Raw genomic sequence first — 20,726 nt, forward strand, 5'->3', positions numbered from 1 at the left:
GAGAAGCGAACCCGGGGAACTGAAACATCTAAGTACCCGGAGGAAAAGAAATCAACCGAGATTCCCCTAGTAGCGGCGAGCGAACGGGGACTAGCCCTTAAGTCTTTTTAATGTTAGCAAAACATACTGGAAAGTATGGCCATAGTGGGTGATAGCCCCGTATGCGAAAACATTTTTAAGGTGAAATCGAGTAGGACGGGACACGTGATATCCTGTCTGAATATGGGGGGACCATCCTCCAAGGCTAAATACTCCTGACTGACCGATAGTGAACCAGTACCGTGAGGGAAAGGCGAAAAGAACCCCTGTGAGGGGAGTGAAATAGAACCTGAAACCGTGTACGTACAAGCAGTGGGAGCGGTCCTTGAGACCGTGACTGCGTACCTTTTGTATAATGGGTCAGCGACTTAATTTTAGTAGCAAGGTTAACCGTTTAGGGGAGCCGTAGGGAAACCGAGTCTTAATAGGGCGTATAGTTGCTAGGATTAGACCCGAAACCGAGCGATCTATCCATGGGCAGGTTGAAGGTTGAGTAACATCAACTGGAGGACCGAACCGACTGTCGTTGAAAAGCCAGCGGATGACCTGTGGATCGGAGTGAAAGGCTAATCAAGCTCGGAGATAGCTGGTTCTCCTCGAAAGCTATTTAGGTAGCGCCTCGTGTCTCACCATTGGGGGTAGAGCACTGTTTCGGCTAGGGGGTCATCCCGACTTACCAACCCGATGCAAACTCCGAATACCAATGAGTGCAATCACGGGAGACACACGGCGGGTGCTAACGTCCGTCGTGAAAAGGGAAACAACCCAGACCGTCAGCTAAGGTCCCAAAGTTATGGTTAAGTGGGAAACGATGTGGGAAGGCTTAGACAGCTAGGAGGTTGGCTTAGAAGCAGCCACCCTTTAAAGAAAGCGTAATAGCTCACTAGTCGAGTCGGCCTGCGCGGAAGATATAACGGGGCTCAAACCATACACCGAAGCTACGGACGCAACTAGTTTGCGTGGTAGAGGAGCGTTCTGTAAGCCGTTGAAGGGAAAGCTGTAAGGCATCCTGGAGGTATCAGAAGTGCGAATGCTGACATGAGTAACGATAAGGGGAGTGAAAAACTCCCCCGCCGGAAGACCAAGGGTTCCTATCCAATGCTAATCAGGGTAGGGTGAGTCGACCCCTAAGGCGAGGCTGAAGAGCGTAGTCGATGGGAAACAGGTTAATATTCCTGTACTTTTTGTTATTGCGACGGAGTGACGGAGAAGGCTAGGCCAGCACGGCGTTGGTTGTCCGTGTTTAAGGTTGTAGGTTTAGGACTTAGGAAAATCCGGGTCCTTTTAAGACTGAGAATTGATGACGAACCCTCTTTTGGGTGAAGTGGTTGATGCCATGCTTCCAGGAAAAACTTCTAAGCTTCAGATAACAAAGAATCGTACCCCAAACCGACACAGGTGGTCAGGTAGAGAATACCAAGGCGCTTGAGAGAACTCGGGTGAAGGAACTAGGCAAAATGGTACCGTAACTTCGGGAGAAGGTACGCCGATGTGGGTGATGGGACTTGCTCCCTAAGCTTATGTCGGTCGAAGATACTAGGTGGCTGCGACTGTTTATTAAAAACACAGCACTCTGCAAACACGAAAGTGGACGTATAGGGTGTGACGCCTGCCCGGTGCTTGAAGGTTAATTGATGGGGTTAGCTTCGGCGAAGCTCTTGATCGAAGCCCAAGTAAACGGCGGCCGTAACTATAACGGTCCTAAGGTAGCGAAATTCCTTGTCGGGTAAGTTCCGACCTGCACGAATGGCGTAACGATGGCCACACTGTCTCCACCCGAGACTCAGTGAAATTGAAATTGCGGTTAAGATGCCGTATATCCGCGGCTAGACGGAAAGACCCCGTGAACCTTTACTATAGCTTCGCAGTGGACTTTGATATTACTTGTGTAGGATAGCTGGGAGGCTTTGAAATCTGGACGCCAGTTCAGAGGGAGCCAATCTTGAAATACCAGCCTGGTACTGTTGAGGTTCTAACTCAGGTCCCTTATCGGGATCGAGGACATTGTGTGGTGGGTAGTTTGACTGGGGCGGTCTCCTCCTAAAGAGTAACGGAGGAGTACGAAGGTGCGCTCAGCATGGTCGGAAATCATGCAACGAGTATAAAGGCATAAGCGCGCTTGACTGCGAGACAGACACGTCGAGCAGGTACGAAAGTAGGTCTTAGTGATCCGGTGGTTCTGTATGGAAGGGCCATCGCTCAACGGATAAAAGGTACTCCGGGGATAACAGGCTGATACCGCCCAAGAGTTCACATCGACGGCGGTGTTTGGCACCTCGATGTCGGCTCATCACATCCTGGGGCTGAAGCCGGTCCCAAGGGTATGGCTGTTCGCCATTTAAAGTGGTACGCGAGCTGGGTTTAGAACGTCGTGAGACAGTTCGGTCCCTATCTGCCGTGGACGTTTGAGATTTGAGAAGAGTTGCTCCTAGTACGAGAGGACCGGAGTGAACGAACCTCTGGTGTTCGGGTTGTCATGCCAATGGCATTGCCCGGTAGCTATGTTCGGACAGGATAACCGCTGAAAGCATCTAAGCGGGAAGCCCCCTTCAAGATGAGATCTCACTGGGGCCTTGAGCCCCCTGAAGAGCCGTTCAAGACCAGGACGTTGATAGGCTGGGTGTGTAAGCGTTGTGAGGCGTTGAGCTAACCAGTACTAATTGCTCGTGAGGCTTGACCATATAACGCCAAAAGTGTTTGGGAAGCTGATAGATTAAGATACGACTGAAAAGTCACACGGATTAGAGCTTGTACAGCTCATCTCGAAGCAACACCGATTACAGGATTCAAATGACGCTTGAACTAACAAACAGTTAAGTTCAATCGTTAGAGCAACCAGTTTTGCTTGGCGACCATAGCGAGATGGAACCACCCGATCCCTTACCGAACTCGGAAGTGAAACGTCTTAGCGCCAATGGTAGTGTGGGGATTCCCCATGCGAGAGTAGGTCATCGCCAAGCACCAAATAAGAGACAGCCCCGATCATTCGCTTGATCGGGGCTTTTTCGTTTTACGGCCTTAAAAGCCGCTGTCCGCCGTTCGAAAAAGCGTATCAATCAGGTGTAGGAGCCACGCCCTCGTCGCAATGTGTTTTAGTGTGTGAACGTGTTTATCGCGACGTGTTTTAGTGTGTGAATGTGTTTATCGCGACGAGGGCGTCGCTCGCTACAGCAGGGTGTGAAGTCAAAGGATTGTTGATGGCATGAGCGTGTTTATGTGGTCGACGTAGCATGCCCTTTGGGCACCTCAAGCCGATTGTTCGCTTGATCGGGGCTTTTTCGCTTTACGGCCTTAAAAGCCGTGGTCCGCAGTCCGAAAAAGCGTATCAATCAGGTGTAGGAGCCACGCCCTCGTGGCGATATAGGCCGTGGTCCGAAGCCCGAAAAAGCGTATCAGTCAAGTGTGGGAGCCACGCCCCCGTCGCGATGTGTTTTAGTGTGTGAATGTGTTTATCGCGACGAGGGCGTCGCTCGCTACAGCAGGGTATGAGGTCAAAGGATTGTTGATGGCATGAGCGTGTTTATGTGGTCGACGTAGCATGCCCTTTGGGCACCTTACGCCGATTGCTTTGGTTTGCCGTTCAATCGCGACGAGGCCGGGTGGGTATTCTATCCACACCACCGGTGCCGTCCGCCGTTCGAAAAAGCGTATCAATAAGGGTAGGAGCCACGCCCTCGTGGCGATATTGGCCGTGGTCCGAAGCCCGAAAAAGCGTAGCGCTAAACCTCTTTTATTTTTATGCTGAGATAGCTGTATGGGGAGCGCCGATCATCCTATCCTCGAAAGACTTCGTTTAGTCATAATAGCGTCACTCTGCTGTCATTTATCCGCTATACCATCCTCGGGTCGTAAAATTATCCTCGGAGCCCCGTTATGCCTGTCAGCCGTTTCAAAAAATCACTTTTGGTATTATCGATTGCTGCATCAGCCACTGTTGTTCAAGCGAATTCCTTTAACCGTATTGCCAGCTTTGGTGCGATTCAAAATTTACCAGAAGGAACGCCGCTGAGTCAGGAAACATCGCCAGAGATTATTGCTGCCAGCGAAGATGGTAATACGCTTGTTTATTCTGATAGCCCTTTCGGTGCCCTTGGATTTGTTGATATCACCGATGCACAGAAGCCTATAGCGGGGGGTGTTGTTAAGCTAGATGGCGAGCCAACCTCAGTGGCTATTGCGGGTGATACGGTTTTTGCAGGTGTTAATACTTCTGAAAGTTATACCCAACCTTCCGGTTATCTTATGGCACTTGGATTACAAACACGGGATGAACTGGCCCGTTGTGATCTAGCGGGTCAACCTGATTCTGTGGCCGTGTCTAAAGATGGTCGTTATGTGGCGATCGCTATTGAGAACGAGCGTGATGAAGATCTTAATGATGGCGAGCTACCTCAATTCCCCGCAGGCTGGGTCAGCATCGTACCGGTTAAAAAGGGTCAGCCCCAATGCGATAAGCTAATGAAGGTCGATATGACGGGGCTTGCTGAGATCGGTGCGATCGATCCAGAACCTGAGTTTGTCGATTTCAATAGCCGTAACGAGATAGTGGTGACGCTTCAGGAAAACAATCATCTGGCGATTATCGATGCCGCTAGCGGTAAAATTCTGAATCATTTCTCTGCCGGTAGCGTTGATTTAGAAGGTATCGATATTAGTAAAGATAAAAAACTCGATTTCAGCGGTCGGCAAACCCGCCTGCGTGAACCTGATTCAGTCAAATGGATTGATGATAACCGTTTTGTGATTGCCAATGAGGGTGATATGAATGGTGGTGCCCGTGGGTTTACGATTTTCCATAAGGATGGCCGGATATTGTTTGAATCAGGTGCCTCGTTTGAGCAGGAGGTTATCTTAGCGGGTCATTATCCTGATAAACGCTCCGGTAAAAAAGGCAGTGAGCCAGAAGGGGTTGCCGTCGGCAAGTTTGCTGACGAGACCTATATTTTTATTCTTTCAGAGCGAGGCTCGGTTATCGGTGTTTATCGTGATACCGGTGGTGCGCCTGAGTTTGTGCAACTGCTGCCGTCGGGGATTGCTCCGGAATCGGCGGTGGTGATTCCTCAGCGTAATCTGTTGGTGAGTGCCAATGAGAAAGACCTGATCGAAGACAATGGCCCTCGTGCTCATGTGATGCTATATAACTTTTCTAATACCCCAGCGAGTTATCCACAGATCACCTCTAGCCGTAACAGCAACGGAACGCCGATTGGTTGGGGAGCCTTATCGGGTCTTACGGCCGATCCCGCTAAGCCGGGTATATTGTACGCCGTGAATGATAGTTTCTATGCCAATCAGCCGAGCATATTCACTATCGATGCTAATCAGACACCCGCAAAAATTACGGCAGCGATGCCGGTGCTACGTGATGCTAAAGCGGCGAAGAAGTTAGACTTAGAAGGGATTACTGTCGATGGTAAAGGCGGCTTCTGGCTGGCCTCCGAGGGTAAAACGTCTAAAGATATTCCACATGCTATTCATCATGTTAATAGACATGGTGAAATTGATCGTAGCATCGACTTTCCACAAGCGTTGCTGGCTCATGAGCTGAAGTTTGGTGCAGAAGGTATTACGTTGATAGGAGAGACGCTCTGGATTGCGATTCAGAAACCTTGGAAGGATGACCCAGCCGATCAAGTGAAGCTGTTAGCCTATAACTTAAACACTAACACTTGGGGGGCTGTACGCTATCCTCTCGAGCAGGTTACATCTGGCTGGGTTGGTTTATCTGAGATTGTCAGCCATGGTGATCAAGTTTACATTATTGAGCGTGATAATCAGTTGGGTGAGTCTGCTGCGGTTAAGCGGCTTTACAGCGTTGCTAAAGATCAGTTACAACCTGCGGCTATCGGTTCTAAATTGCCGCTTGTGAAGAAAGTCTTGGTGCATGACTTCTTACCGGATCTGAAGTCTTTAAATGGCTATGTTCAGGATAAGATCGAGGGCTTTACCGTTGATGCCGCGGGTAATGGTTATGCGATTACTGATAATGATGGTGTTGATGATAGCTCTGGCGAAACCTTGTTCTTCACTATTGGAAAAATGTAAGACCTTACATGTAAGACCTTACGTTTGAATTTTCAAAGGGCGATCATTGATCGCCCTTTTTTATATTAATGATTGATATGTTCATGTGAACGCACTATTTAATACTCTTCTTCGTCATATATAGGTTGGGGCACTCTCGAAATTTGCAGTTTTTCTCACCTTAAACTTTTTCTTAATAAAGCAGTCATCGTTTCGTCATAAATGACCATTATTATCACTGCCAATAAATTGATAGCAGCAAATTAATAAGGCAGCGGTAATGCGATTTTGTTCAATTATTTTTTCTTCATTTGTCCTTTTATTTTCTTCATCACTCATGGCGGATAATAATTTTTCTACTGCCGCTGATATTTCTCTAATTGCTATTAATGGTGTTGAAATTGAGAGTGATTCATTTTTTGATAATAAACAAATGTTCACGTTGCCTAATGGTAAGAATCAAATTCTCGTTCAGTTTTCGACCGAAGTTAACACCAGCGGTGGTTTAGCGTTTGAAACGACCGATGCGCATGTCCTTGTTTTCAATGCAGTGGATAAGGATATCCAGTTGTCTGCTCCTGATATTAAAAAGCTATCGGAATTTCGTCAGTTCAATTTAGGGAACGCTTGGATACTAAAAGATAGTGATGGGGCTGCCATAGAGTATTTATCAGAAGCTCTGATTAAAGATGGTTTTCAGATGAATAGAAATTATGAACAAGAACTCAAAAAACTTAATGCGGCGGGGCACGCTGTCTCAATAACTGAACTTATAAAATATACAGGCTTCGCTTCTGATAGCGCGATGGTTAAATCATCGGATTATCCTGACAATAAATTACGTACTGATTCTATCAATCTGCCAGAAACCTTGCTTCGCTATTGGTATTTAAATGCTGATTTAGATACGCGTGCAAAATTTAAAGCTTGGATTAACGCTAAGTAATATTTTTATTAATGTTATTTTTTGAAAGATACTTCCTTAAATAACTTTGTTTGACTCGATGTTTTACCTTTTATCAATTGGAGATATAAATGAAAAAGCTGATCTTGGTTGCTGCAATCGCTGCGACATCTGCTGGAACTGTCAATGCTGCAACCATCTATGAAGGCAAAGGCCTGACTTACAAACTGAAAGGTGACATTCAGGTTCAGCTACGTGATAACGCGTCTCAAACGAAAGATACTGAAATCGAGTTTGATGATCTTGAGCTGAAAAACTCTGTTACCTATGATCTTGGTAACGGCATGAAAGCCTTTGGTGAGTTGGATTTTGGTTTTAAGAATGCTGCTGAAGATAAGTCGGACTATGAAGGCAGTCAGCTCGAAGAAGCCTACATCGGGATCGATTTTGGTGGTGTTGCCGTTGCTGCCGGTAAGCAAAACTATGCAACTGATGAGTTTGGTGTCGAAGGCGCTTATGAGCATTATGAAGCTGAAGATGCATTTGATGCGATAGCGACCGATGGCGATGATGTTATTCGTTTTGATGCATCAACTGAAAACTTTACCTTAGTGGCGTCAACTGAGCTTAAAGCCGAGGGCGAAGGTTCTGAAAATGGATCCTCTTATGATCTGTTTGTTGCAACCGAGGTAGGTGAGGTTGAACTGGCAGCTGCTTATCAGACATATAAAGATACCCCTTCGTCTGATGCAGTCGATTCTTGGGGTGTGAGTGCTGCAGTTGAGCTGGGCGCTGTTGCACTAGCGGCCGATTACAGTACCAGTGATACCGGTACCGAAGATTTGGATATCTACAATCTGGTTGCTAAATTTAACGTTGCGGAAACCACTCGAGTCGGCGTTGGTGTAACTAAGCAAGAGCTGGATGCTACAACGGATGTGACTCAGGTGTACGCCAACGTTACCTATAAATTCCCTACTCAGAAAAATGTAAGCCTGTTTGCTGAAGTATCTGATATTGATGAAGATGGCGAAGACCTTGATCTGGATATGTTGATGGGTATGCGTATCAAGTTCTAAAGGCAAAATAACATTTGTCCTGAGTTCACCCCTTCGAGCTTGGGATCGATGATTTTGAGGCCGGTTATCAAACCGGCCTTTTTTCGTTTCAGGGATAAAGGTGAAATGCGAGGTTCGTTTTTTGGGCCACGAACAAGCGCAGCGTTCGAACGTTGGACGACGGCTTTTATCGCGACGAGGGCGTCGCTCGCTACGTTTCAGGGCTTCGTTTTTTTGGATCACGGACAAGCGTAGCGTTCGTGCCTCGGACAACGGCTTTTATCGCGACGAGGGCGTCGCTCGCTACATATCAGGGCTTCGTTTTTTTGGACCACGGCTTTTATCGCCACGAGGGGTGGTTCCTACTTAAGCTTATCCAGTTTATTGATGCTGCAGGTAATCATGACATGCCTGCCAATCGCCACGGAACACGATGCGTTCGGCTTTGAGGCTCAATTGATATTCGTACATCGGGTCGTAGTACCAGGCGAGTAAGGGGGAAAGCCAGTTCAGGTGTGCATCAAAGCCGGCCCCTGCTTGATGTTGTTTGATGGCTGCTTGCATCGCTTGTCGGAGGATCTGCCAGCGCTCATGACCCAAGCGTTTGCGAATTTTATCTAAGCCAGATAATAGGTAGGCTTCACAGAGGCTATGTCCCTGTTCCTCGCCATGAATACGAGTATAGTCGGCCACCATGTTAATGACGTATTCTTGTAGTAGGCGCTGTAGCCGGATCTCCAGCGGGTCTTCAATAACCGCCACCGGGGATGCCAGCATTTTTTGGTAGACCGGGATGGGCAAGTCGACACTACCGATATGACGGCCTTCATCCTCAAAGACGAGTTGCGTATAGCCTGCATGTTGATGTTTCAACATTTGAATCGCGATGCTATTTTCAAAGTCGATCTGAGTATTCTGTGGCTGGACAAAGCTACCAAAGCTAGAGCCGCGATGATGGGCTGCGCCCTCCAAGTCGACCGCATTGACTAACGTATTGACCATCAATGTTTTGGCTGATCCGGTTTTTCCACCCACGATAGCGAAAGGTAGGCTCGTGGAGACTTCGCTCAGTACATTCAGTAAGGTATTGCGTAAGGCTTTATAACCCCCCAACACTAGCGGGTAGTCTATGCCTGCATCTTTAAGCCATTGTTGTGTGGTATGCGATCGCAGTCCGCCACGAAAACAGTAGATATATCCCTCAGGGTTAGCGCGACAAAAGGCTAGCCAGCGTTCCATCCGGGCATCTTTAAGCTCACCGGCCACTAATTCATGGCCCAATTTAATCGCCGCTTGTTGCCCTTTTTGCTTGTAGCAGGTACCTACGAGGGCGCGTTCTTCATCGGTCATGAGGGGTAGACTGATCGCGCTTGGAAACGCCCCTTGCGCAAACTCAATCGGGGCCCGCAGGTCTACCATGGGGGTATCATTAAGGAATAACTGACGGTAATTATCGGTATCTTGGCGCATTATCGTTATCTGATGTTATAAGGTTGGAATGTTTATCTGTTGTAACTGTCGATCATGCCAGCGGCTGAGGCACAGTAGGGCTGCACAGGCGCCTATCAGGGCGAAAAACATATCGGATTGGGTGTCCCAGATGTAACCTTGAGTGCCCAAAAATGCGTCGGCTGCAGCCCCAGTGAATACGGCAACCCACCACTCAATCAACTCATAGAAGGCACTAAATGCGAGACAAACACTGAGAGTGAAGAGGTTAAGCCAAACACGGCCATTGAGCGCCCGCACTCGCAGTAATATTTCTCGGGTAATGATGGCGGGTACAAATCCCTGTGCGAAGTGCCCTAATTTGTCATAGTTGTTGCGTGTCCAGCCAAGCCCGTCTGCTATCCAATCAAATAGGGGCACTTCAGCATAGGTATAGTGGCCGCCAACCATGAGTATGATGCAGTGGATAAGAATTAACCCATAGAGTAGGGGCGTAAGCCGATGCTTCTTCCAAGTAATGGCTAAGATGATAGCGCCGAGTAACGCCGGCAGCACTTCAAGAAACCAGGTAAATGGATCGTTTGGGTTGATGGCTGACCATATCAGGGTGGCCGTAAAGGTGATAATCCAGAGTATCTGCATACGGGCAGTATAAGCGATTTAGGTAGCCTTAAATAGCGCTACTGTCAGCCTGTTTGTGCGCCGCTGATCGCGGCGGTCGCCGTTGCTTACTTAATTCTGCGGGATAACGAGTGGCGCGAGTGAAAGGGCATTGCCGGTGCGGGCTTTTTCTTGTGCGGGTAATACATCCAAGCTGGGCCAGAGCCCCGTCGACAGAGTCTGTTGATAGCCATTATTTAAGCCTGCGCTAGCCATCTGCTGAGCGGCTTGATGATGATCATAGTCTAAGCGGTGCCAACGGCAGACTAATTGTTGTTCCTCGGTGTGAATCAACAGGTACCAGGTCTGTGCCGTAGCATCATTGGCGGGCATACCGATGACGCCGGCGTTTAACCAATAACCCTGCTCAGTTTGCTGTCCAAAGGGAATACCGCTGTGTCCTGAGAGTATCACTCGGCGAGTAGCTGGCTGCTGCTTTTCCGTTACTGAAGTCGATGCAAAGATGAACTGATTATTGCTGTCGAGGCCCGCATGAATGGCGCTGAAAGCCTCACCGCCATAGTCGAAGTCGAGTTGATTCGGCAGTTGCCGCATCCACGCCTTATTGCTGTCACTAACGCGTGATACGCTGTAGTTATACCAAGCTACCGATAGCAGATCACAGGCACTGCCTGCACTAAAACCACAACCACAGTCAGATGCGCCGTAACCGATCGATTCTTCACAGTTTCCCGCGATCACGCTAATACCCCACTCTCTGATCAGATCGACAGTTGCATCCGGTTGTGCGCAATACGCCACCAAGTCGCCGGTACAGATAATATTATCCGCGGGAATCTGTTGCTGCTCGGCGAGTTGTTTAATCGCTTGAGTTGCCTGAAGGTTACTGTAGGGTCCACCAAATACTAATAAGGGGGCCGAAGCATCCGGTTGAAACTGAGTCATACGGTGGATTCTCGTAAGTTTGATGGCTGTTTCTGACGGATTAAACCGGCCCAGAATAATAGGCAGCCGCTTATCAGGATAGTCAGGGAGATGGCTAACAGCTTGGTGTATTTATGGCTTTCGCCTAGCCATTGGGTGTACCCCGCAGATTCACTAAAATACAGAGCGGCCCCAGCGAGCGCGGTAAAGAAACTGCACAGATAGCTCCATAGCGGGATATCGGTACGGCCGCCCCAGAGGGAAAAGAAAATAACTGGGGCGAGATACATGGAGGCGGTGCCACTCACCGCTACCGCGCTAAAGAGGTCTTTATTGCCTGAGAAGACCAACAGTAAACCGAGTAGCACAAAGACCGCCATGGTGATACGACCGTTGACGACGGAAGGCTCTATCCAGCGCATATCAACGGCGACCAGTTTCGAGGCGCTAGAGAGCGTGCTGTCCAGTGTCGACATCGCGGAGATAACCAGGGTGATGTTAAATAGCAGCATCGGGGTTTCTCCGAGAATACGCATCAGGGTAGCATTCATCGCTTCACCACCGATTGCGTTAGCGCCGGCGATAATACCAAAGCTACCGAAGAGTATGATGCAGATAAAACTAATCCAAGCGGCATGATAGAAGCTTTGACGGGTGGTTTTGCGGTCGGCGATAAAGCCTCGATCCATCATCACCGGGTCATGCATCGGGTAGCTCCAGATCTGTAATAGCGCCACGACGATGAGGATAGGGCCAGGATCATTGATAGCGAAGCTTTTAAACAGCAGCGCGGCACTGGTGAGTTGGCCGGTGGCTAACACTAAAACGGTGAGTGCGCCGAGTAACAGCAAAAAGAGTAGCATTTGAAATAGATCGGTACGCAGTGAGGCATGCAGACCGCCGAGCATGGAGTACACTAAGGTGACCACAGCAAACAGCGCCACCGCGGTGGTATAGGCGGTGCCGCCGGCAACGCCGAATAAGATACCGATCACGAGAATATTGGCGAACACTTCGCTGACTAAGCGGACACCGATCACAAAGTTATAACAGCGGGTGCCCCAGGGGCCGAAGCGGTCAATGAGAAAGGCCTGAATACTGTCAAAACCATGTTGAAAACGTACCGAATCAATAATCTTTGCGCCGGTGAGGAACGACAGGTAATAAGCCGCATAGGCTAAGGTGCCCCAAACCCCATAGTAAAACCCCAAAATGGCCGCGTTTAACAGTGAGCGGGCAAAGATCCAGGTGGTCACCTGTGAGAATGTCAGCATCAGCAGGCTTGGGGCTTTACCCTCGGGTGATAAACCTTGAAAGAAGGCGCCGTTACCTTTCGCTTTGGGGGTGATAAACACAGAGAATATAGCGACACAGGTGATCGCAATAATGAGTGTTGTTTCCATGGATTATCCTGACAGAGTACAAAAACGGTCTGGCTATTATGACCGTGTAAACTGAAATAAGCATGAAAATAATACCGAGGCGGCGGGGAGGGTATTAATAAAAGCCCGTCGAATGACGGGCTTGAATCAGCGAGTGATTTACACGTATTTTTTGCCCGTGGGCACGGCTACAACCGGTACTTTCGCACCTTTAATCACCTGCCGCGTCACCTGACTGTGATGACCAAAGGTATTTTCAGAACCCATGATGATCATATCGACATTACAGATTGCGGCGGTTCTCAGGATGGAATCGGTGTAGTTACCCTCAACGATCATATGCTCAATATCGAGATCAACGGCCTTATCTAGCGAGCCGAGTTCCTCTTCACAGAACTTTTCGATACGGGTTTTCATTTGCTGCATCACTTGATCGATACCTTCAGCGTGCATTTTCTTGACCACATCTTCTGGCAGGTAGTTCTGAATCAGTGCGTGACCGAGTTCGCCAATTGGCTCAATCACATGCAGCATAATGATTCGTGCATTCAGATTCTGAGCAAGGTTCACGGCTTGTCTGAAGACAGGACGGGTGTGTTTACCCAAAGAGGTGGTGTACAGAATAGTTTTAATTTCAGGAAGTGCCATGCTCAATATCCTCGTTAGTTACTGATTCGCTGTATGGTGCTGAATCAGTCTGTTTTCGGGTGTCGTGTTGTGCTCGCTTAGTTTTGGCTGACTGACACGATCTAAAAGGTAAATAATTGATTTATAATCTATACCGCTATGATGCGAGAGTCCAATTTCACAGGTACGACTAGTCGAATAGCCGCTTGAGCATCCTTCGACATCTTTTTTCAGTGAACGCAAGGCTGATGCATTCAACTCGGGTGTTGAGAAGCCTTTATCACCAGCAAATCCGCAACAGGTAATCTGCTCTGGCATGATCACCTTGGTGACGCATTGCTCAACAATCGTCTGTAATTTATCGGTAACCCCTAACCGTGTACTGCTACAGGTTACATGTAACGCGACGGTTTCTTCCACCGGCGTGATAATCAGTCGATCTAAAAGGAACTCATGAATAAACTCTACACTGTCATACAGCTTAATTCGTTGATCTAAATTATCCTTTAGTCGAAGGCTGCACGGACTGGTATCGGAATAGACAGGAATCGCACCATTATCAGTGGCCTGCAGTAAGCATTTGTTCGTTTCCGCGGCTTTATAGTCGGCCGCCTCAAACATCCCTTTCGACTGAAAAGGCATACCGCAACACAGTTGATCGAGCTGCTCGGGATACACGACTTCGAATCCCGCTTTACGCAATAATTGTTCGGTTTTATCCGCCAGTGATGTCTGCTCTGTATCATCCCGTGCCGGTCCCATGGTGCGACTCGCACAGCTAGGCAGGTAGACCACCTTGGGGGCATTCGGATTTATCACCGGACGTGTGGTATTAATCTTCGCGGCAGGTTTGGGCATCGCGGGTGTCCATTGCTGCACGCGTCCGCCTGATAGTTTGCGGGTGGTGTTACACACCGCACTCATCGCCTTGGTACCGAGTACGGCATGAGCGAGGTCTGCGCCTTTAAAGGCCACCTTGCTGGCGGTCATCACGCGGCCATAATGTTCGGCTAACCATTGTGCCATCTTGGTGTGATTCTGATTATGTTCGCTACGCAATAAACGGGTGAGATCACCGGTATTGATCTCCACAGGACAGGTGGTGGAGCATAACCCGCAAGCGGCGCAGGTATCTATCCCCTGATAAAGGTACTCCTTCCGCAGGGTTGCGAGACGTTCCGGATCTTCTTTACTGGTTTCGAGACGCGCAATTTCACGCCAGATGACGATACGCTGACGCGGCGTGAGTGTCAGATCCCGCGATGGGCAGGTGGGTTCACAAAAACCGCACTCGATACATTTATCCACCAATGGATCGGCAGCCGGTAGGTGTTTTAAGTTTTCCAGGTGTACCTGCGAATTACGATTAAGTAGTACGCCAGGGTTAAGAATATTATGAGGATCGAATAGCTCTTTTATTTCCCACATGAGGGTATAGGCTTCGCTACCCCACTCTTTTTCAACGTAGGGCGCCATATTCCGGCCGGTACCGTGCTCGGCTTTAAGTGAGCCGTCATACTTATCCACCACCAACGCGGCCACATCATCCATCAGATGTTCATAACGTTCGCGCTCGGTTAAGGTTTCAAATGACTGAGTAAAGACAAAGTGTAGATTACCCTCCAGCGCATGACCAAAGATCAGTGCTTCGTTGTAATGCCACTTTTTAAACAGTTCATGTAGATCATGTACCGCATCGGCCAGTTGCGGTACGGGCACCGCGACATCTTCGATAATCACCGTGGTGCCGGTTTCTCGCACTGCACCCACCGCGGGGAATAGGCCTTTACGGATCGCCCAGTATTGCGAATATTCAGTCGCATCGGTAGTGAAGCGAACCGGTTGTATGGTGTCCAGCGCAGCAATCGAGGCGGTGATCTGCTCAACCTGCTCCGCGAGTTGATGTTGACAACCGGAACGGGTTTCAACCAACAGTGCCGCCGCGTGTTGCGGAAGGGTTTTGATAAAGTCAGGCATGCCCGGCTTATTCTCAACCGAGCGTAAGCCTGCGCGATCCATCATCTCAACCGCAGAGACCGGCGTGTTTTTCAATAGCGCCACCGCTTCACAGGTGGTGCGCACGGTGGGGAAGAAAATCAGCGCGGAGGCTTTATTTGGGTGTTCATCAACGGTGTTGTAAGTGATCTCGCTGATAAAACCTAAGGTGCCTTCAGAACCGATCATCAGATGCTGCATGATATCGATCGGGTCTTGATAATCTATCAAGGCGTTGAGGGCATAGCCGGTGGTATTTTTAAGACGATACTTATGTGCGATGCGCTGACGTAGCGTCTCATTGAGTTGCGTTTGACAGGCGAGTGATTCCAGCGCGGTGAGTAAGCCGCTGTGGGTTTTGCGAAACCGACTAACCGATGCCGGGTTGCCTGTATCCAGCGTGGTGCCGTCGGCGAGTACGAGTTTCATACTGTTGAGCGTGCGATAACTGTTTTGCGACGTCCCGCAGCACATGCCGCTGGCATTATTGGCGGCAATACCACCAATCATCGCGGTATTGATGGAGGCGGGATCGGGCCCAATCTTTTTATTAAACGGGGCTAAGTGTTTATTCGCATGACCGCCAATCACGCCGGGTTGTAGTGAAATACAACTGGCATCATCATTGATCGACAGGCCTTTCCAGCCATCACGGAGTTGAATCAGTACCGAATCGGTAATCGCTTGACCGGATAGGCTGGTGCCTGCGGCACGAAAGGTCACCGGAATCTTATCCTGATTGGCCTGCTTAACAATCCGAGCGACATCCTCTTCTGATTCCGGCCGAACGACTATTTGAGGGATGAGACGATAGAAGCTTGCATCCGTCCCATAGGCCAAGGTTCGCAATGGGTCCGAGATGATTTGGCTATCTGGCAGAAATGCCTGCAAGCGTTGCTTGAAAAGTTGATATGACTGCTTCATCAAAAATGCCTCGTCTCAGGCAGTGCTGCTAGCATCTCTGCCCGGTTATCATTTGACCTGTCGGTCGGGTAAAAATAAAGCAGAAGGAGCCAAGCTCCTTCTGTGGATGATGCGTTTAACCGTAAGCTGCTGCGGGTAACCAGAGTACTAACTGCGGCCAGAAAACCAGAATTAGCAAGCCAATCAACTGCAACATGATAAAGGGAATAACGCCCTTATAAATATCGCTTAGCTGAACACTCGGTGGGCAAACACCCTTGAGATAGAACAGCGCAAAACCAACTGGCGGGGTGAGGAAGGAGGTTTGCAGTGCCATGGCAACCAACATCACAAACCACACCAACTCGGGATTATCCACCACACCGTAGCCATCGATGTCTAAGCCTAACGCCGAGATCACCGGTGCCAGTAGCGGCAGAATAATCAGCGTGATTTCGATCCAATCGAGGAAGAAACCGAGCAGGAAGATTACCCCCAAGATAAAGAAAATAATGCCGTAAGGACCAAAAGGTAGGCCGGTCAAGAATGACTCGATCAGCTCATCGCCTCCCAACTCGCGCAATACCAGCGCAAAACAGGTTGCGCCAATAAAGATAGCGAAAATATAAGCCGTGGTGTTATAGGTGCCTCGCATCACCTCTTTTAATACTTTGAAGTTGAATTTACGGTTATAGATGGCTAGTAGGGTGGCACCAAAGGCACCCACACCCGAGGCTTCTGTCGGGGTGGCAAAACCACCGAAGATAGAGCCGAGCACCACGAAGATTAATAGCAGCGTAGGTAATACCGCTTTTAAAACGGAGATCAGTGTCGCCAGCGTCACCGGTTGGGTGTCATTAGGTATAGGCGCCGCCTCGGGCTTAAACTTGCCGACTAGCAAAATGTAGATGATATACATACTGCCCAGCATCAGCCCGGGGAACACCGCGCCCATAAACAGATCGCCGACCGAGAGTCCGAGTTGATCCGCCATAATAACCAGCATGATACTCGGTGGAATTAAGATACCGAGGGTGCCGGCACTGGCAATAGTACCCAGCGCCAGTGGCATGGAATAACCTTGCTTGGTCATCGAAGGTAAAGACATCACCGCCAGCAAGACAACCGAGGCGCCAATAATGCCTGTCGAGGCCGCCAGTATGATACCGATAGCGGTGACCGTAATCGCTAATCCGCCCCGGACCTGACCAAACAGCTCTTGCATCGATTTCATCAAGCGTTCGGCAACCCCGGATTTATCCAGCATAATGCCCATGAAGATGAACATCGGTAGGGCCACCAGTATCCAGTTGTCCATGATCTTCCATAGCCGGTTGACCACCAAGCCGAGGGTGAGAAAGTCCAAACCGGTTATGGTATCGAGATAGATATCCGCTAGGTAACCAATGAGTGCGAAGGCAACACCGATACCGCCTAACACCCACGCAACGGGGATACCGGTGAACAGCAAGGCGATGAACGATAGGAACATCGCAATCACGAGAATCTCATTTATTTCCATTACGCTTTATCCCCTTTAAACAGTAAAACCGTGTCGCGGTATAGACGCGAGAGTACAGACAATCCGAGTAACAACATGCTCGCCGGTATGACACTCTTAACGAGCCAGCGATAGGGTAGGCCAGAGGGGGATTCAGAATGTTCATTGATACGATAAGAATCAGCGACAAAGTCTAGGCTATGGATAAAAATAACCGAAATAAACGGCAGTATCAGCAATAAGATCCCTAAGATTTCAATCACATATTTAGTGCTTGCACGAAACGATGAGTAAAACAGATCGACTCGAATATGGGCGTTTGTGGTTTGTGCATATGACAAACCGAACATCACGCCGACCGCATAGAGGTGCCATTCCAGTTCTTCGAAAATGATCAGGCCACTGGAAAAACCTTTACGCAGAATGACCTGCGCAATGATAACAAACACGAGGAGTACATAAGCCCAGGCAATTAGATGCCCGATTTTCTGGATTGCCCGGTCAATGCTGTCCGCGAGGGGAACAGGGGGCAGGCTATTAGGCTGATTCACGATAATGCACCTTTAGCAGCGTTTATGGTAATAATGATCGAGCGTGGCAACGTTAATATTCGAATATATTTTGAAAAAGCGCTGCAAAATGGCCACGTTGAAGTGCTTGATCGCAGCGTTTTTTCAGCAGCTATCCTACTTGTTGGTTGAGTGTTAGGTCTGCTCGTTTGAAGCTGATGAATAAAGCCTTCAGTCAAGCGGAACCGAGTTCGACGAGCCACTATCGGCGGATGATGGGCGATAGCATAAAAGGAGCAGCGCTTAGCTGCTCCTTTTATAGAGGACGTCAAATTTAATTATTTTTAGCACGAGGTAGGAAGGCATTAGACTCCCAAAGATCATAACCTTTACGGAAGGTGCTCAGATCATCCCAAACCTTCTTGAAGAATGGGTCTTCGGCGGTTTTCTCGCTGACCACTTCATCCCACTTATCCTCAAAGGCTGTCAACATGGTGTCATTCCAATAGCGAATATGCACGCCATTGTCTTTAGCATTGGCCATCACATCAAACTGCATCGCTTCACCCTCGGCAATCGCATTGGTGACGGACGCTTTACAGGTGTTATCCACAATGGCTTTTTGTGACTTACTCATGTCGTTCCAGGTATCTTTGTTGATCAACAGCTCAAAGATAGTGGCTTGCTGATGCCAGCCAGGGAAGTAGTTATATTTAGCAATTTTATACAGGCCGAGACGCTGATCGATCGCTGGCTGAGAGAATTCGGTGGCATCAATAGCGCCTTTCTCCAGTGCACCAAAGATTTCACCGCCGGGTAATTGCGAGGTCGAAACGCCCATTTTTTCCATTACCGAAGCACCCAAACCGAAGAAACGCATGTTCAGGCCTTTCAAGTCGTCAGGGGTATTGATCTCTTTCTTAAACCAGCCCGATGTTTCAGGGGAGATAATGGCACAGGGAAGCACCTTCACGTTGTAGCCGTTAGAGTCATACATCTCTTGATACAGCTTTAAACCATTACCGTAATACAGCCAAGCCATGTACTCACCGGCTTCTGGGCCAAATGGAACGGCAGAAAACAGAGCGGCGGCGGGGATTTTACCCTGCCAATAACCCGCGGTTGCATAACCCGAGTTGACTTTACCGGCAGACACCGCACCGAGAATTTCTTTAGCACCCACGAGTTTGCCGGGCTCATAGAGCTTCATTTTAATTGAGCCTTCACTCATCAGCGGCAATTGCTCTGATACCCACTTAATCGGTGTACCGAGTGCCGGAAGGTGAGAGCCAAAGGCAATCGGCGTTTTGAGAAGTACTCTATCAGCCGCTTGAACAGTAACTGTTGTGGCTGTCATGGCTGTCGTGACGACGGCGGCAGAAACCAGACTCTTGGCGAATTTACTCATGCTTTTTCCTCGTGGTGCTTGTTGTTTTTATCAGTATTGCAAGCTTCAAGAACCGGCCATTCGGAGCCGTATGAAAATGTTCTTGAATAATTGGTAATACCAATTTACCATGCAATTGAATGCTACCTTAGATTTTTAACCACACACTTGTCAATGTTTTATATTTAATAAAGTTAGTCGGTTTTATTAAAAACGTGTGATTTTTATTTAAATCAATAAAAAACCATAAGATCAGACGATGACTATTCGACAATAGTCATGCTTATGACGCTAAGTCGTGATGATATGTGAGGGTGATCAATGCTGCTTTGCTTCGTTGGACGACGGCAGTATGGGTAGAGCTTGGGGGACGATCCTCTTCCTGTCTGCATTGTTTTGTTGTCAGGGATAATCGTTTTTAGCAGCCAGTATGGTTGAACGTAGTACTTGGTGGAGGTGGTTCGATGGTATATCAGCGCGTAAAACAGCCTAAAATTTCCGATGTCATTATGGGGCAGCTTGAAGAGATGGTACTGGAAGGTACGCTCAAGCCCGGGCAAAGGCTGCCGGCCGAACGGGAGTTAGCGAAACAGTTTGCCGTTTCGCGGCCTTCATTGAGAGAAGCCATTCAGAAGTTAGCGGCTAAGGGGGTGCTGGTGAGTCGTCAGGGGGGAGGCACCTATGTCGCTGAAACGTTAGGTCGCGCTTTTTCCGATCCACTCTTGGAATTATTCAACACTCATCCTGAAGCGCAATATGATCTACTGGAATTTCGTCATGCCCTCGAAGGCGTGTCGGCCTACTACGCCGCACTGCGTAGCACGCCTGCCGATAAAGAACATATTCGGGCCCGCTATGATGCCTTGCAGGCGTTTCATGATCGTAAAGAGTTTGATAAAGAGGTACTGGCTGATGTAGATTTTCATTTGGCCATCGCAGAATCAACGCATAATATGGTGTTGCTGCATATGATGCGGGCCCTATTTAGTTTGTTGCGCCAACATATTTGGGACAATCTGCAAGATATCTATCCTCAAATGGGGATACGTAGCAAAATACATGAACAGCATTCGCTGTTAATGAGCGCCATTCTCGCGGGGGATCCCGAGAAAGCGCGTAAGGCGGCACATGATCATCTAGCCTATGTTGAAGATGCGTTATTGGAGCAAGGCAAGGAGAATACTCGAATCAAGCGAGCGTTACGTCGGGCGGATGTCACATCACGGTAATTGCTGCTCTGTATAAAAACTACAATGCCCGTAAGGCCGGCAGCATAAGTGGACATCAAACCTGTATTTTTGTAGTATTACTACAAAATTAAAATGATAAGAAAAAATGAACAGACATGCTGCATTGCAGCATGTCGCCTGTTTTAGCTCTTTAAGGCATTCGCAGAAGTGTTA

General features: G+C 48.6%; 14 protein-coding genes and 2 rRNA genes. 7 read left to right on the forward strand and 9 right to left on the reverse strand.

Going from position 1 to position 20,726, the window contains the following annotated elements; all coding sequences use genetic code 11:
* From Q4488_RS17015 to Q4488_RS17035, 5 genes are all read left to right on the forward strand, one after another.
* Positions 1-2,720, forward strand: a 23S ribosomal RNA gene (locus Q4488_RS17015); the annotation flags it as partial.
* Positions 2,721-2,883: 163 nt separating this feature from the next.
* Positions 2,884-2,999: ribosomal RNA gene (rrf, locus tag Q4488_RS17020) — 5S ribosomal RNA — on the forward strand.
* A gap of 913 nt (positions 3,000-3,912) precedes the next feature.
* On the forward strand, positions 3,913-6,084 hold the full coding sequence (locus Q4488_RS17025) for an esterase-like activity of phytase family protein (protein WP_303581684.1): 2,172 nt from the start codon (positions 3,913-3,915) through the stop codon (positions 6,082-6,084).
* A 259-nt stretch (positions 6,085-6,343) separates the two neighbouring features.
* Positions 6,344-7,009: a DUF2057 domain-containing protein gene (locus Q4488_RS17030; protein ID WP_303581685.1), complete on the forward strand. Its 666-nt coding sequence runs from the start codon at positions 6,344-6,346 to the stop codon at positions 7,007-7,009.
* 89 nt (positions 7,010-7,098) lie between these two features.
* Positions 7,099-8,046 (forward strand): porin, encoded by a 948-nt coding sequence (locus tag Q4488_RS17035; protein ID WP_303581686.1) that lies wholly within the window; start codon positions 7,099-7,101, stop codon positions 8,044-8,046.
* 360 nt (positions 8,047-8,406) lie between these two features.
* Here Q4488_RS17035 and mnmH read toward each other — a convergent pair whose 3' ends face one another.
* From mnmH to Q4488_RS17075, 8 genes are all read right to left on the reverse strand, one after another.
* Positions 8,407-9,495, reverse strand: a complete 1,089-nt coding sequence (gene mnmH / locus Q4488_RS17040; protein WP_303581687.1) for a tRNA 2-selenouridine(34) synthase MnmH — start codon at positions 9,493-9,495, stop codon at positions 8,407-8,409.
* Positions 9,496-9,510: 15 nt separating this feature from the next.
* Positions 9,511-10,116: a DUF2238 domain-containing protein gene (locus Q4488_RS17045; protein WP_303581688.1), complete on the reverse strand. Its 606-nt coding sequence runs from the start codon at positions 10,114-10,116 to the stop codon at positions 9,511-9,513.
* Positions 10,117-10,206: 90 nt separating this feature from the next.
* Positions 10,207-11,040: a metallophosphoesterase gene (locus Q4488_RS17050; protein WP_303581689.1), complete on the reverse strand. Its 834-nt coding sequence runs from the start codon at positions 11,038-11,040 to the stop codon at positions 10,207-10,209.
* Complete coding sequence (locus tag Q4488_RS17055; RefSeq protein WP_303581690.1) at positions 11,037-12,422, reverse strand: sodium:proline symporter; 1,386 nt, start codon at positions 12,420-12,422, stop codon at positions 11,037-11,039. The genes Q4488_RS17050 and Q4488_RS17055 overlap by 4 nt, the downstream gene beginning before the upstream one ends.
* A gap of 138 nt (positions 12,423-12,560) precedes the next feature.
* Complete coding sequence (locus tag Q4488_RS17060) at positions 12,561-13,049, reverse strand: universal stress protein (RefSeq protein WP_303581691.1); 489 nt, start codon at positions 13,047-13,049, stop codon at positions 12,561-12,563.
* 18 nt (positions 13,050-13,067) lie between these two features.
* Positions 13,068-15,947, reverse strand: coding sequence for an FAD-binding and (Fe-S)-binding domain-containing protein (locus Q4488_RS17065; protein WP_303581692.1), 2,880 nt, complete (start codon positions 15,945-15,947; stop codon positions 13,068-13,070).
* Positions 15,948-16,062: 115 nt separating this feature from the next.
* On the reverse strand, positions 16,063-17,448 hold the full coding sequence (locus Q4488_RS17070) for a TRAP transporter large permease subunit (protein ID WP_303581693.1): 1,386 nt from the start codon (positions 17,446-17,448) through the stop codon (positions 16,063-16,065).
* A complete protein-coding gene (locus Q4488_RS17075; protein WP_303581694.1) occupies positions 17,448-17,876 on the reverse strand; it encodes a TRAP transporter small permease subunit in 429 nt (142 codons plus the stop codon). The genes Q4488_RS17070 and Q4488_RS17075 overlap by 1 nt, the downstream gene beginning before the upstream one ends.
* 27 nt (positions 17,877-17,903) lie before the next feature.
* Between Q4488_RS17075 and Q4488_RS17080 the strand changes: the two genes are divergently transcribed.
* Positions 17,904-18,128, forward strand: a complete 225-nt coding sequence (locus Q4488_RS17080) for a hypothetical protein (RefSeq protein WP_303581695.1) — start codon at positions 17,904-17,906, stop codon at positions 18,126-18,128.
* A 142-nt stretch (positions 18,129-18,270) separates the two neighbouring features.
* Here the strand turns inward: Q4488_RS17080 and Q4488_RS17085 are convergent, their stop codons facing one another.
* Entirely contained in the window at positions 18,271-19,344 is a 1,074-nt protein-coding gene (locus Q4488_RS17085; RefSeq protein WP_303581696.1) for a TRAP transporter substrate-binding protein, read from the reverse strand.
* A 443-nt stretch (positions 19,345-19,787) separates the two neighbouring features.
* Between Q4488_RS17085 and pdhR the strand changes: the two genes are divergently transcribed.
* The gene (gene pdhR, locus Q4488_RS17090) at positions 19,788-20,552 is read left to right on the forward strand and encodes a pyruvate dehydrogenase complex transcriptional repressor PdhR (RefSeq protein WP_303581697.1); all 765 of its coding nucleotides are present in this window, start codon (positions 19,788-19,790) and stop codon (positions 20,550-20,552) included.
* Positions 20,553-20,726 lie beyond the last annotated feature (174 nt).

It is taken from the genome of Amphritea sp. 1_MG-2023, from assembly GCF_030547545.1.
Lineage (GTDB): Bacteria > Pseudomonadota > Gammaproteobacteria > Pseudomonadales > Balneatricaceae > Amphritea.

Coding starts and splice junctions, on each gene's coding strand:
- Q4488_RS17025 (WP_303581684.1), top strand. CDS start 3,913: ATGCCTGTCAGCCGTTTCAAAAAATCACTTTTGGTATTATCGATTGCT.
- Q4488_RS17030 (WP_303581685.1), top strand. CDS start 6,344: ATGCGATTTTGTTCAATTATTTTTTCTTCATTTGTCCTTTTATTTTCT.
- Q4488_RS17035 (WP_303581686.1), top strand. CDS start 7,099: ATGAAAAAGCTGATCTTGGTTGCTGCAATCGCTGCGACATCTGCTGGA.
- mnmH (WP_303581687.1), bottom strand. CDS start 9,495: ATGCGCCAAGATACCGATAATTACCGTCAGTTATTCCTTAATGATACC.
- Q4488_RS17045 (WP_303581688.1), bottom strand. CDS start 10,116: ATGCAGATACTCTGGATTATCACCTTTACGGCCACCCTGATATGGTCA.
- Q4488_RS17050 (WP_303581689.1), bottom strand. CDS start 11,040: ATGACTCAGTTTCAACCGGATGCTTCGGCCCCCTTATTAGTATTTGGT.
- Q4488_RS17055 (WP_303581690.1), bottom strand. CDS start 12,422: ATGGAAACAACACTCATTATTGCGATCACCTGTGTCGCTATATTCTCT.
- Q4488_RS17060 (WP_303581691.1), bottom strand. CDS start 13,049: ATGGCACTTCCTGAAATTAAAACTATTCTGTACACCACCTCTTTGGGT.
- Q4488_RS17065 (WP_303581692.1), bottom strand. CDS start 15,947: ATGAAGCAGTCATATCAACTTTTCAAGCAACGCTTGCAGGCATTTCTG.
- Q4488_RS17070 (WP_303581693.1), bottom strand. CDS start 17,448: ATGGAAATAAATGAGATTCTCGTGATTGCGATGTTCCTATCGTTCATC.
- Q4488_RS17080 (WP_303581695.1), top strand. CDS start 17,904: ATGCCCGATTTTCTGGATTGCCCGGTCAATGCTGTCCGCGAGGGGAAC.
- Q4488_RS17085 (WP_303581696.1), bottom strand. CDS start 19,344: ATGAGTAAATTCGCCAAGAGTCTGGTTTCTGCCGCCGTCGTCACGACA.
- pdhR (WP_303581697.1), top strand. CDS start 19,788: ATGGTATATCAGCGCGTAAAACAGCCTAAAATTTCCGATGTCATTATG.